This is a genomic window from Promicromonospora sp. AC04, from assembly GCF_003058225.1.
Classification (GTDB): domain Bacteria; phylum Actinomycetota; class Actinomycetes; order Actinomycetales; family Cellulomonadaceae; genus Promicromonospora.
In genome coordinates this window covers 857,929-870,582 of sequence record NZ_QBUG01000001.1, presented here as the reverse complement: position 1 = coordinate 870,582, position 12,654 = coordinate 857,929, and the positions used below count along the sequence as shown (strand labels likewise).

General features: G+C 70.6%; 11 protein-coding genes and 3 tRNA genes. 7 read left to right on the top strand and 7 right to left on the bottom strand.

Annotation, left to right across the window (positions count from 1 at the left end; translation table 11 throughout):
• The first annotated feature begins 44 nt into the window (after window positions 1-44).
• Complete coding sequence (locus tag C8K30_RS03735; protein WP_108491496.1) at window positions 45-1,676, top strand: ATP-binding cassette domain-containing protein; 1,632 nt, start codon at window positions 45-47, stop codon at window positions 1,674-1,676.
• A 131-nt stretch (window positions 1,677-1,807) separates the two neighbouring features.
• On the opposite strand, the gene C8K30_RS03730 is transcribed toward C8K30_RS03735, so the two are convergent.
• Entirely contained in the window at window positions 1,808-2,347 is a 540-nt protein-coding gene (locus C8K30_RS03730) for a hypothetical protein (protein WP_146197317.1), read from the bottom strand.
• A gap of 160 nt (window positions 2,348-2,507) precedes the next feature.
• A complete protein-coding gene (locus C8K30_RS03725; RefSeq protein ID WP_108491494.1) occupies window positions 2,508-3,077 on the bottom strand; it encodes an NUDIX hydrolase family protein in 570 nt (189 codons plus the stop codon).
• A 156-nt stretch (window positions 3,078-3,233) separates the two neighbouring features.
• Between C8K30_RS03725 and trxA the strand changes: the two genes are divergently transcribed.
• Window positions 3,234-3,596: a thioredoxin gene (gene trxA, locus C8K30_RS03720; RefSeq protein ID WP_108491493.1), complete on the top strand. Its 363-nt coding sequence runs from the start codon at window positions 3,234-3,236 to the stop codon at window positions 3,594-3,596.
• Between the two features lie 32 nt (window positions 3,597-3,628).
• Here the strand turns inward: trxA and C8K30_RS03715 are convergent.
• From C8K30_RS03715 to bcp, 3 genes are all read right to left on the bottom strand, one after another.
• Window positions 3,629-3,710, bottom strand: a tRNA-Leu gene (locus tag C8K30_RS03715).
• A gap of 23 nt (window positions 3,711-3,733) precedes the next feature.
• Window positions 3,734-4,945 (bottom strand): acyl-CoA dehydrogenase family protein, encoded by a 1,212-nt coding sequence (locus tag C8K30_RS03710; RefSeq protein ID WP_108491492.1) that lies wholly within the window; start codon window positions 4,943-4,945, stop codon window positions 3,734-3,736.
• Window positions 4,945-5,424: a thioredoxin-dependent thiol peroxidase gene (bcp, locus tag C8K30_RS03705; RefSeq protein ID WP_108491491.1), complete on the bottom strand. Its 480-nt coding sequence runs from the start codon at window positions 5,422-5,424 to the stop codon at window positions 4,945-4,947. Before bcp ends, C8K30_RS03710 begins: the two co-directional genes overlap by 1 nt.
• 149 nt (window positions 5,425-5,573) lie before the next feature.
• On the opposite strand from bcp, the gene C8K30_RS03700 reads away from it, so the two are divergent.
• From C8K30_RS03700 to C8K30_RS03690, 3 genes are all read left to right on the top strand, one after another.
• Window positions 5,574-5,870 carry a co-chaperone GroES gene (locus tag C8K30_RS03700; RefSeq protein WP_108491490.1) on the top strand — a complete coding sequence of 99 codons (297 nt, stop codon included), beginning with the start codon at window positions 5,574-5,576 and terminating at the stop codon, window positions 5,868-5,870.
• A gap of 113 nt (window positions 5,871-5,983) precedes the next feature.
• Window positions 5,984-6,059 (top strand) — tRNA-Lys (locus C8K30_RS03695).
• Window positions 6,060-6,165: 106 nt separating this feature from the next.
• Window positions 6,166-6,238 (top strand) — tRNA-Lys (locus C8K30_RS03690).
• A 58-nt stretch (window positions 6,239-6,296) separates the two neighbouring features.
• Here the strand turns inward: C8K30_RS03690 and C8K30_RS03685 are convergent.
• Window positions 6,297-6,599 carry a hypothetical protein gene (locus tag C8K30_RS03685; RefSeq protein ID WP_108491489.1) on the bottom strand — a complete coding sequence of 101 codons (303 nt, stop codon included), beginning with the start codon at window positions 6,597-6,599 and terminating at the stop codon, window positions 6,297-6,299.
• A gap of 203 nt (window positions 6,600-6,802) precedes the next feature.
• Here C8K30_RS03685 and C8K30_RS03675 point away from each other — a divergent pair, with 203 nt between their 5' ends.
• Together C8K30_RS03675 and C8K30_RS03670 are read left to right on the top strand one after the other, a co-directional pair.
• Window positions 6,803-10,333, top strand: coding sequence for a metallophosphoesterase (locus C8K30_RS03675; RefSeq protein WP_146197316.1), 3,531 nt, complete (start codon window positions 6,803-6,805; stop codon window positions 10,331-10,333).
• The gene (locus tag C8K30_RS03670) at window positions 10,330-11,616 is read left to right on the top strand and encodes a HupE/UreJ family protein (RefSeq protein WP_108491487.1); all 1,287 of its coding nucleotides are present in this window, start codon (window positions 10,330-10,332) and stop codon (window positions 11,614-11,616) included. Before C8K30_RS03675 ends, C8K30_RS03670 begins: the two co-directional genes overlap by 4 nt.
• 348 nt (window positions 11,617-11,964) lie before the next feature.
• Here C8K30_RS03670 and C8K30_RS03665 read toward each other — a convergent pair whose 3' ends face one another.
• Window positions 11,965-12,534, bottom strand: coding sequence for a hypothetical protein (locus C8K30_RS03665; RefSeq protein ID WP_108491486.1), 570 nt, complete (start codon window positions 12,532-12,534; stop codon window positions 11,965-11,967).
• Window positions 12,535-12,654 lie beyond the last annotated feature (120 nt).

The window sequence follows — 12,654 nt, the reverse complement described above, 5'->3', positions numbered from 1 at the left end:
AGGCCGGCTTCGGGCCACCGTCCGGTCCCCCGTAGGCTTGGCAGATGCACCTTGTCGCCCAGGATCTCGGTTTCGCCTACCCCGGGCGGCCCGTCATGGACGGGGTGTCCTTCTCGGTGTCCGACGGCGGACGGCTCGGCGTGGTCGGCGAGAACGGGTCCGGCAAGTCCACCCTGCTGCACCTGCTGGCCGGCGACCTGCTGCCGAAGTCGGGCGAGGTACGCCGGCACGGCACCGTGGCGCTCGTCGAGCAGGAGCTGCACCCCACGCCGGGTCAGACCATCGGCGACCTGGTCGCCGGGACGCTCGACGGCCTGCGGACCGCGGCCGCCGAGCTGGAGGCCGCGGCTGCCGCGTTCGACCACAGCTCGGGCGACCTGGCGGTGCTGGAGCGCACCCTCTCGCTCGCGGAGCACCTCGCCGCCTGGGACGCCGACCGGCGCGTCGAGGTGGCCCTCACGCGGCTGGGCGCCCCGCGCGACCCCAGGCGCCGGCTCGACCGGCTCAGCGTGGGGGAGCGGTTCCGGGTACGCCTTGCCTGCCGCCTGGCCGAACGCTCCGACCTGCTTCTGCTCGACGAGCCCACCAACCACCTTGACGACTCCGCCATCGAGTTCCTCACGGGCGAGCTCGTCGCGTGGCGCGGCGCCGTCGTGCTCGTGACCCACGACCGCGAGCTGCTGGACGACGTCGCCACCGCCATCCTCGACCTCGATCCCTCCTGGGACGGCAAGCCCGTGCTGTACGGGCAGCCGGGCTACCTCGCCTACCGGTTCGCGAAGAACCAGGCGCTGCACCGCTGGCGGCAGCGCTACCGGGCCGAGCGCAAACGGGCCGCGGCGCTCGCCGAGCGCCTGGACGAGTCCTACGAGGGGCTCTCCGACGAGTGGCGGCCGCCCAAGGGCTCGCAGAAGCACCGCCGCGCCACCCGCGCCCGCATCCACGTGAAGGCCGCCGACCGGCTCGTCCAGAAGCTCGAGGCCGAGGCCATCGAGGTGCCCGTCCCGCCGGTGGAGCTGGGGTTCCCGGACCTCCCGGCGATGTCGCCGGGCTGGGACCCCAGCAACCCGGTGGTGGAGGTGCGTTCGCCGCGCGTCGGGGACGACGGCGGCGCTCGCGTGGACCTGCCCGGCACACGGGTCGCGATCCCGCCGTCGGGCCGGCTGCTCATCGTGGGGCCGAACGGGACCGGCAAGTCGACGCTGCTCGCAGCGCTCGCCGGCACCCTGGAGCTGGACCGGGGGAGCCGGTCGGTCGCCCCGGGGGCGCGCATCGGCGTCGTCGGCCAGGAGAGCGAGCCCATCACCGGCAAGGCGCGCCGGCTGACCGGCTTCGAGACCTACGCCGACGAGGCGCTGCGGCTGCTCGCCTCGGGTGAGCTGGACCCGGACCACGTGGTGCCCGTCGCAGGGCTCGGCCTGCTCAGCGAGGAGGACCTGGACCGGCCGCTCGCCGAGCTGTCCGCGGGGCAGCGGCGCCGGTTCGAGATCGCTCGGGCGCTGCTGCACGCGCCGCACCTGCTGCTGCTCGACGAGCCGACGAACCACCTGTCGATCGACCTCGTCGACGAGCTGACGCGTGCCCTGCAGGTCACGCCGTGCGCCGTCGTCGTCGCCACCCACGACCGGCGCATGCGCTCGGACCTGGAGGACTGGCCGGTCCTGGACCTGTCCTGACGGCGGCGGGTTGATTCACATTGCGGCACTGGGAGGCGGCGGCCTATTCTGGGAGCAGCCCGCCGCGCTAAGCAGTGGGAAGTGAGCCCGAGAGCCAGCCGGACGGCTGTGCGCTCGGGCTTCGCGCATTTTCAGGTGTCGATCACCTTCGTCACCAAGTCATCGCAGCGTGGCCGCCACTCGCCGCCGCGTGCCCACGCCCAGGCAACTGCATCAGGCAGCGCGAGCAGGGGTTCGCTTGCGGCGCGGTCGTGGCGATAGCGCAGGGTGTTCTCCGCGTGGTGGGCTTTGGTCGCGGCGACGAGAACGCTCCGGTCCACCTGGATCATGCTGTCGTCGTGTTCGATGCAGATGCTCGTTCGCGCGTCCCGAATCGCACCCGTGACGAGTTCTTCGAGGCACGCCTTGCGACGGTCGGCCTCCTTTCGCCGCGGCCGATCCACTCCGCCAGCCCGAAAGATCGTCGCCTCGACCGGGAGCTTCGAGATCGCCGCGAGGATCTTGCGCCGTCGTGAGTCGCTCTCGCGATGCATGTGCAGTCGTGCTTGGCCCGGCATCGTCAACGATCTGATCGTGGATCGTGCTGCCTTGAGATCCGCGCTATCGATCGCCACAGCGACCAGAAGGTAGTCGCGCGCTTTGGTCTCGTCCACGAACACATGCCCGCTCAATCGAACTTCTCCTTGATCGGTCTGGGTGGCGGGCTGTTGCGTATACGCAACGGGAACCGACATCTTCAGGTATCAAGGATCAGGCTAGGTGCACTCGTGGAGGAGTGCTCGTCCACTCGGACGATCGCGGCGTGATGCACCCGGTGGCGAAAGCGCTACCTCACGGAAGCCGGCCCACGTGGGCCATTGCCTGCTTGAGCAGCATGCCCTGGCCGTTCATCATCTCGGCCTGGACGTCGTCGGCGCACGCCTCCTCCGGCGTCAGCCAGGCGAGGTCCAGGGCGTTCTGCTGCGGGCGGCAGTCGCCCGTCACGGGCACCACGTACGCGAGTGACACCGCGTGCTGGCGCGGGTCGTGAAACGCGGTGATGCCCGGCGTCGGGAAGTACTCGGCGACGGTGAACGGCTGCGGCGACGGCGGGACCTGCGGCAGCGCGACCGGGCCCAGGTCCTTCTCGATGTGCCGCAGCAGCGCGTCCCGGAGCCGCTCGTGGTACATGACGCGCCCCGAGACCACGGCCCGCGTCATCGTGCCCTGGGTGTTCACCCGCAGGAGCAGCCCGACGGCGACCACGTCGCCCGAGTCGTCGACGCGGACCGGAACGGCATCGACGTACACGAGCGGGAGCTGCGCCCGTACGACGGCGAGGTCCTCGTCGGTCAGCCACCCCGACACCTGGGAGGGGTCGTGGTAGAAATCGTCGGCTGGGTAGTCGGCAGTGTCCGTCACGGGTCCGTTCTACCAGGTCGGGCCTCGCGGTGCCTTATTCCGCGCCGCCGGACCGGCACGAGCGGTGTTGAACTGATCACGGAGCTGTTGTTCCTGGAATAGCGGAGAGCAGAACTGTGCTTCACCAGGGAGACGCCCAACGAGAGGAAGCGTGACATGGCAACCGTCGAGATCACCGACGCCACGTTCGAGAAGACCGTCAGCAACAACGGGATAGTCCTGGTGGACTTCTGGGCCACGTGGTGCCCGCCGTGCAAGATGTTCGGCCCGGTCTTCGAGGCATCCTCGGACAAGAACGACGACATCGTGCACGCCAAGATCGACACCGACGCCAACCCGGGCATCTCGGCGGCCGCGCAGGTGACGTCCATCCCGACGCTGATGGCGTTCCGCGACGGCGTGCTGGTCTTCCGCCAGGCGGGCGCGCTGCCCGCCAAGGGCCTCGCCGAGGTGGTCGAGGCCGTGCGCGGCCTCGACATGGAGGCAGTGAAGAAGGACCTCGCCGCACAGCAGAACTGACGCGGCTGGGCCGGCACAGCAGAGCCGAAGGGTGCGCGAGGCGGGACTCGAACCCGCACGTCCGAAGACACCAGGACCTAAACCTGGCGCGGCTGCCAATTACGCCACTCGCGCGCGGCGCTCAGTCTACGGGCAGGTCAGCGGAACGCGGCGATCCCCGTGATGTGTCGGCCCAGCACCAGCGTGTGCACCTCGTCGGTGCCCTCGTAGGTGCGCACCGACTCCAGGTTGCTGGCGTGCCGCATCGGCGAGTGGTCGAGCGTGATGCCGTTGCCGCCCAGCACGGTGCGTGCCTCGCGGCAGATGTCGATGGCGATGCGCGCGTTGTTCAGCTTGCCCGCCGAGATCATGTGCCCCTCCAGGCGCCCGGCGTCCTTGAGCCGGCCGAGGCGCAGCGCCATGAGCTGCGCCTTGGTGATCTCCAGCGCCATGTCGACGAGCTTGGCCTGCGTGAGCTGGAAGCCCGCGATCGGCGTACCGAACTGCTCGCGCCCCTTGGCGTAGGCCAGGGCGGACTCGAACGCGTCCCGCGCGGCGCCGACCGCGCCCCACACGATGCCGTAGCGCGCCTCGTCGAGGCACGCGAACGGCCCCGCCAGGCCGGGGTGCTCCGGCAGGATGGCGTCCGCGGGCACGCGCACGCCGTCCAGCGTGATGTCGCACTGCACGGACGCGCGCATCGACAGCTTCGGCTCGATGGGCACGGCGGAGAAGCCCGGGGCCGACGTCGGCACGATGAACCCGCGCACGCGGTCCCGCTCGCCGCCGTCGTCCTGGGGCTCGCGGACCTTGGCCCAGATGATCGCCACGTCGGCGAACGAGGCCATACCGATCCACCGCTTGGCGCCGTCCAGGACCCACTCGCCACCGGCGTCGCCGCCCTCGCTGCCCGGCTCGAAGCGGGCGCGGGTGGTCATGCCCGCCGGGTCGGAGCCCGCTCCGGGCTCGGTCAGCCCGAAGCAGCCCACCACCTCGCCCGTCGCCATCCGCGGCAGCCACTGCTGCTTCTGGGCCTCGGAGCCGTGCTTGTGGATCGCCGACATCGCCAGCGAGCCCTGCACCGACACGAACGTGCGGATGCCGGAGTCGCCGGCCTCCAGCTCCTGCGCCGCCAGCCCGTACTCGACGGCGGACCGCCCGGCGCAGCCATGGCCGTGCAGGTGCATGCCGAGCAGCCCGAGCTCGCCCAGCTCGGGGACGAGCTCGCGCGGGAAGTAGGCATCGGCGAACCAGCGGGCGATGTTCGGCCGGACTCGCCGGTCCACGAACTCCCGCACGCGGTCCCGCGTGGCCAGCTCGGTGTCGCTGAGCTCGGCGTCGACGTCGAGCAGGTCGGCGGGCGAGCCCATCAGTCGAGCCCGAGGACCTTGCGGATGCGGGCTACGTGGCCCGTCGCCTTGACGTTGTAGAACGACTCGGCGACCGTCAGGTCCGGGTTCACCACGACCGTGGAGCGGATCACGCCCACGTACGTCTTGCCATAGTTCTGCTTCTCGCCCCAGGCGCCGTACGCCTCCAGCGTCGCGTGGTCCTCGTCGGACGCGAGCGGGAAGGTGAGCGTCTCGTCCTGCGCGAACTTGGCCAGCTTGGCGACCTTGTCGGGGGAGATGCCTACGACGGCGTAGCCCGCGCCCAGGAGGGATGCCTCCGAGTCGCGGAAGTCGCACGCCTCCTTGGTGCATCCCGGCGTCGCGGCGGCCGGGTAGAAGTACACGATGACGCCCTTGTCGGTGCTCTGCGCCAGGTCGGCGAGGCGGACGGTGGCGCCGTCGGCGGTCGGGAGGGTGAAGTCGGGAGCCTTGTCCCCGGGCTCGAGGCGAGTCGTCATGCCCGCAACGTTAGTCGCCCTCCGGGCTCCCGGTGTCCCGCACGCCAGGAGCCTGTGGACGACGGCGTCCGGCGGTCGCGTAGCGTTGTCCTGTGAGCACCCCCGCTGTGACGAACGCCGCTACCCAGCCTGGCAACCTTCCGATCCGCATGCTGCACGACCGGCTCCTGGTGGAGCCCGAGACGGACGCGTCGGAGCGGCAGTCGACGGCGGGCCTCGTGATCCCGGCGACCGCCGTCGGGCCCAAGCGGCTCGCGTGGGCGAAGGTCGTGGCCAAGGGTGAGCACGTGCGGCAGGTCGACGTCGGCGACCGCGTCCTGTACGACCCCGAGGAGCGCGCCGAGGTAGATCTGGGCGGCAAGGACTACGTGCTCCTGCGCGAGCGCGACGTGCACGGCGTGGCCGAGAGCGACGAGGCGGACGGCTCGACGGGCCTCTACCTGTAGGCCTGTCCGTCGCGCCTGTCTGTCGCGCCTGTCTGTCGCGCAGTTCACAGGTCCGAGCCGCTCGTTCGGTTACCGGTGACGCCGCTGGTCCTGGTAGTGTTTCTTCCCGTTGCGCGCCATTAGCTCAATTGGCAGAGCAGCTGACTCTTAATCAGCGGGTTCTAGGTTCAAGTCCTAGATGGCGCACCAACGCGACGGTCCAGCAGCCCCTCTCGGGGTAGTGGCGAGGGCCTGTCGCGAGGCGGAGAAAGCGGTGCGCCAGAGGGTCCAAGCCCTGGTAATCTTTCCGTCGCAGGCGCCATTAGCTCAATTGGCAGAGCAGCTGACTCTTAATCAGCGGGTTCTAGGTTCAAGTCCTAGATGGCGCACAACACGGCGAAGGCCCCCACCACGGTGGGGGCCTTCGCCGTTCCCGTTGGACGCCCGCTACAGCAGGTCAACCGGGAACAGCTCGGTGCGCGCCACCACCCGGTCCCGCTCCTCGGCCAGCGCCGTCCGGCGGGGGTCGGCGACGTAGCCGTCCAAGTCCTGCTGCCTGGCGAACCGGTAGAGCTGGACCTCGTGCGGCCGGCCGTCCGCGCCGTCGGACACCGCGCGTTGCAGGACCGCGCCGCCGTGCTCCGGGACGAGCGCCAGAACGCGGTCCTCGTATGCCGTGAGCGCTGCCTCCTGGCCGGGGTGCGCCCAGAGGAAGCAGCACAGCTGGATCTGGTCGTCAGGGTTCGTCATGAAAGGGCAGCCTAGGAGCCGGCCGCTGGAAGCCGGCGAAAGTTCACCCACTCCGATCGCCCCGCCAAGCAGGCGATTCATTCAGGTGTCTCACAGTTTGTCCGGTTGTCGCCTTCTGCTCCCGTTCCGTTCATTCACCCGGGACAGGTTGACCTCCGGGCGTGCTCGGAGCCGTCCACCTTCACGGAACAGGGAGGACGGCCATGCGGCCAGTCACCAGGAATCAGCGAGCGAGACAGCGGACCAGGCAGCAGCTCGGCCTCGTCGCGGCGGTCACGGCGGCCACGCTGGCCATGACGGGGTGGGTAGCGACGTCGTCGTCGGCCGCCCCCGCGAATGTCGCCCCCGCGGACACCGGCTCGGTCGGGGCCACGACGGCGACCGCCCCGCACGCGCCGGAGGCCCCGGCGTCGGGCAGCCCGGTCCTCACGCCGGACGACGGCGAGTTCCTCGAGGGGACCGTCCCCGTCGCTGCCGAGCCCGTCGCCCCCGGCGACGACATCGAGCGCCTCACCGTCGACGGCGCCGACGTGCCGGGTGCCGCCGAGACGCTCGGCACCTCGATCCTCGGTTACGACGTCGCCACGAACTCGACCGAGTCGCGCTATCGGAACTACGTGTCGGTCAACGGGTCGGAGCCGATCTACCTGCCCGACGCCGTGAGCGAGCGCGTCGAGCTGGAGGTCCCCAACGAGTACCTCGTGACCGGCGAGAACACCGTCGAGGTAGTCGTGGGCACCATCGACACCGACTGCGGCGTCAACCACGACGACTTCGTGCTGTCGGACTTCACGCTCGAACCCCTCGGCGAGCTCGCCGATGGCGAGGAGAACGAGTACACCTACTCGTTCGGCGACGGGAGCTGCGGCACCAACACCAGCCTGCTGCTGCGTGCGGAGCTGTCGTTCTTCGTGCAGGGCGACCCGCAGGGCACCACCGGCCTGAGCGCCGACCTCGACACCACGACGCTGGCCAACGGCGCGCACACGATCGAGGCCCGCACGGCATCGGGCGACACGACTGCCCACCGGGTCCGCGTGAACAACGCGCCCGCCGGCGCCCCTCGACTCACCCCGACCGATGGCACCCTCGCCAACGGCACGGTCACCGTCACGGGCGCCCGCCCGGCGGACGGGGACGGCGCCACGACGGAGCTCACGGTCGACGGCGAGGCCGTCGAGGCCATCAACACTCTCGGCTCGGGCGACGCGGCCTTCTCGTTTAACGTCGGCTCGAACGCCGTCGACGGCAACGCGGCGAACCTGCTGGTCGTCAACGGTATCGAGACGCCGATGGGCGGCTCGTACGCGAGCCGGCGCGCCGACATCGCGATCCCGAACGAGTGGCTGCGGCCCGGCGAGAACACCGTCAAGGTCGTCACCGGCACGTTCGCGGGCGACTGCAACCGCGACGACTTCACGATCTCCAACCTCGCGCTGACGCCCGCCGTCGGCACCGCGGCCGGCGTCGGGCTGAAGCCCTCCTACGCGATGGGCGACGGCACCTGCGGCTCCAGCGGCACCGCGCTGCGCGAGGTCACGCTGACCTTCCAGGTGGACGCCCCCGCCCGCGGCCTGCGCGCCGACGTCGACACCGCCACGCTGTCCGACGGCGAGCACGAGCTCGCGGCGACCTCCACCACTGGCGAGACCGCCACCCGCGCGCTCTTCACCGACAACTCCGGCCCGGCGCTCGTCTCGGCCACCCCCGCCGAGGGCGACCGGCTCACCTCGACCGTGCCGCTCGCGGTCTCGGTGGACGACCCCTCCGGCGTGGTGCAGGGCCCGGACGTGACGCTCGACGGCGCGGAGATCGCCCTGGGCGACCCGGTCGGCCCCGGCCTCTCGGCCGGTGACCACATCCTCGCGGTCTCCGCGACGGACGGCCTCGGCAACGAGGTCACCCACGAGATCGCCTTCGTGAGCGCCGGGATCCCGGACGTGCCGGTGGATGTCGCGCCGGCGTCGGGCACCTCTGGCGTGGGGCGCACCGCGACGCTCAGGGCGACGGTCTCCGAGCCCGACGGCGGCCGCGTCACCGCGCGCTTCTCCGCCGCCGAGATCCTCACGCCGACCAAGGCCTGGCAGGGCGAGGCGACCGACGTGCCGTCCACGCTGGACGTACGCGGCCAGAAGAAGCTCAGCACGGGGGCGCTGGAGCCTGGCGACGGCCGGTCCGCGGACTCGCCGACGTCGGGCGACGTCACCTACCAGCGGTTCGACGTGCCCGTGCGCGGCCGGGTCGAGGCGCCGGTGCTGCGCTGGGAGGGCACGGCCGACCCGGCCCGCCTGGTCAGCCTGCGCGCCTGGAACCCGGAGACCGACGTCTGGGACGTCGTCGCCTCCGCGCGGGGCGCCGTCGACGGCACCGTGCTGGAGGGCACCGTGACCAGGGACTACGTGGACCGGGGCATCGTCCACGCCATGGTCACCGGCGAGGACCCCTTCGCCGACGACATCGACGCGGGGGACAAGGACCAGTTCGCGGACCCGGACGACTACGACTTCTCGATGGTGCACTACACGGACACGCAGTACCTGTCCGAGGGCGCCGTCGAGCAGGAGACGGCCGAGGAGCGGGCCGTGTGGGCGCAGGGCTACAACGGCGTCATGGACTGGATCGTCGAGAACGCCGACGAGCGCAAGATCGCGTACGTGGCGCACACCGGTGACATCATCGAGAACAACATCCGGGCGTTCCCACCGGAGCTCGAGGACCAGGTGATGGGCGAGCTCGAGTTCGCGTCGCAGGCGCAGGGCCGCATCGACGCCGCGGGCATCCCGAACGGTGTGGTCGCGGGCAACCACGACAACCAGTCGGGCACCGACCCCGAGCTGTACGACCGGTACTTCGGGCCGGACCGTTACGAGGCGCTCGCGGAGGACTGGGAGAACGCCACCTACGGCGGCACCATGACCGAGGGCTCCAACGAGAACCACTACGACCTGTTCTCGGCCGGCGGCCTGGACTTCGTGGTGGTGGGCCTGTCCTACGGCGTGACGCGGGACGAGGCCGAGTGGGCGGCGTCGATCTTCGACCGGTACTCGGACCGCAACGGCATCCTGCTCACGCACGACTACCTGGAGCCGTCCTCGTCGCCCGACGGTCGCGGCGCCAACTTCGGCGGGTCCGACGGGCCGCTGCTCTACAACCTGCTCGTCAAGGACAACCCGAACGTCTTCATGGTGCTGGCCGGGCACCGGCACGGCGTGGGCACCAACGTGCGCCCGCCCGTGGTCGGGGACATCGGCGGCGGCGTGGTCGAGCTGCTCGCGGACTACCAGTTCTACACGGTGTCCGCGGACCAGCTCGGGCTCACCCAGATCGGCGGGTACAACCCCACCGACCAGCTCCAGTTCGGCGCGTCGTTCTTCCGCATGCTCCAGTTCGACGTCGACCGCGGCGAGGTGTCCATCGACACCTACTCCCCGCTGCTCGGCGAGTTCGGCGCCACGGAGTACGACACCGAGCACCGGTACAACGGCCTCGAGGACAACATGGTGCTGCCGGTCGACCTGACCTCCCGCAGCACGTCGTTCAGCACCGACTCCGTGGTGCTGTACGACCCGGTCTACGAGATCGGCCGGGACACGGTGGCCTCCGGTGAGGTCGCCTCCGTCCGGTGGTCGGGCCTCAAGCCGGACCGCACGTACGCCTGGTTCGTCACCGCCCGCACCTCCGGTGGCGGCACGACGACGGCGTCGCCGGCGTACTTCACCACGGCGCGCCGTTGAGGCTCCGCCGCACCTTGGCCCTGGCGGGGCTGCTCGCAGTGCTGAGCAGCCCCGCCGTGGGGCAGGTCGCCTCGGCGCACGACGCCACCAGTGACGTCTACGCCGAGGTGACCACGGCGCCGTCGTCGTCCGGTCCGGAGGGCGGCGGCCCGGACGTCGTTGCGGTGCTCGACCTCGAGTACGACCTGCTCATGAAGTCCGCCTGGCTGCGGGCCGAGGCGTACGAGGCCACCGGCCGGGATGACCAGCTCGCCCAGCTCGACGAGCACGAGGCCGAAGTGGACGGGTACGTCACCGACCGCTTCGCGGTCACGCACGACGGCGAGCCGTGCGCCCCGGCGCTCGACGCGGCCGACGTCGTGGAGCGCGGCGAGCGGGCCTATGCCTCGCTCACGTACTCCTTCGCCTGCGCCGGCGAGCCCGGGGGCGTGCACGAGGTCTCCAGCGCGCTGTTCCCGGACGCGGAGTCGTTCGTGCACTCCACGGAGACGATCGTCCGGTACACGCTCGACGAGGAGGAGGGCTCCGCGGTGCTCACCGCGGCGTCGCCCACCCTGACGACGGGGGAGCACCGCCTGCTGAAGCAGGTCGGGGAGTTCTTCGTGCTGGGCGGCGAGCACCTGCTGTTCGGGCTGGACCACGTGCTGTTCCTGCTGGCGCTGCTGATCGGCGCGCGTCGGCTGCGCGACGTCGTCTGGACCGCCACCGCGTTCACGGTGGCGCACTCCGTGACGTTCCTGCTCGCGGCCCTTGGTGTGGTCTCCGTGCCCTCAATGGTGGTCGAGCCGGTGATCGCGGCGTCGATCGCGGTGGTGGCGGCGGTCGACCTGGTACTGATCTGGCGCGGTGGCGGCGGGGCGTTCGGGGATGGCGGGGCACTTGGTGGTGGCGGGGCGGTCACGCACGGCGACGGGACGACGTCGGGCCCCGTGCGGGACGCCCTGCGGTGGCGGGCCCCGGCCGGTTCCCGGGACGCTCTGACCGCCTGGGACCGCTGGCGGCTGCCCGTGGTGTTCGTCTTCGGCCTGGTGCACGGCGTCGGGTTCGCGGGCGCGCTCGGCATCGACGCGGCGTGGTCGTGGACCCTGCTGTGGTCGCTGCTGTCGTTCAACGTGGGCATCGAGGCGGTGCAGCTCGGCATCATCGCTGTGGTGTTCCCGCTGCTGGTGCTGCTGCGCGTCCGGGCCCCGCGGGCTGCCCGCTGGGTGCTCGGTGCGGCCTGCACGGCGATCGCGGCGGTTGCGCTGTGGTGGGTCGTGGAACGGCTCGCGGGTGCGTTCTGACCGCCGAACGTAGGAGCACCAGCTCTGACCGGCTGAGCGTAGGAGTACTCGCTTCATGAGCGCCCATGAAGCGAGTACTCCTACGTTCGGCAGACCTGGCCGTGCTGGCCGTTGCTCACTCGGCACCCTCGATGGCGGCAATCCAGGAGTTGAGCTCGGAGATGGCGACATCGATCGTCAGGCCGGAGCGCCCGACAGCTGCCGCCGCTGCGACGAAGTCGGGTCCCCAGTGCATGTGCGCCACGGCCGTGCAGGGCCAATGGCGGGTGGCTCGTCCGAGGGTTCGCGCGTCTTCGGCACGTGAGTTGAACACGTCCACACACGCGCTACGCAGGTCGCGAAGGCTCACTACGCCTTCGATCTCTGCCAGGTCTCGCAATGCAAGTAGGTCGACGACGTCGCGTGCTCGATCGTTCCTGGCCGCGGGTGGGTCGTGGGGATCGGTGCACGCATGCAGTTTTGGGCGATCTGGTAGCGCAGAGCGATTCCCAGCAAGCCGTCCGGTGATGGCAGCCCGAAATGGTCGAGCGGCGGCGCGGGAAGCACATCGTTCTCCAAGGCTGCAGAGCCCTCTTCGGGTGCAATCTCGACCTGGAGCTTGCGCCAGATCTTGCCGCGGATGCTCAGACGGACGTCGAACCGGCGCGGCTTTGCTACACGGGCGGGAGTCTCGATCGTCTCGACCGGACCGCGCTCTAGCGTGAGGGGTCCCCACGGCTCGATCAGGACGGAGTCGAGATGGCGGACGAACTCGATGTCGCCGCTGATGATCCCATCGACGTCCTTCGTCGGCCCGGCTGAGCGGCCTAGGCGATGCTGGAGATATGTCCCTCCCTTCAGGAGGAACGTGCCGGTCAGGTGATCCGACGGCGCGCTGCAGTACCGCGACCACGACGGTGGACGCGACGAGCCAGCCAAGGCGCCCGCTGTCCAGCTCGACCTTGTCGTGCGCTGCCGAGATCCAGGCGTCCAGGACCCGTGCATTCGTCGGCTCTTTGTCGCGGTCCGGTAGGGAACCGATCAGTGCGATCGGGTCAT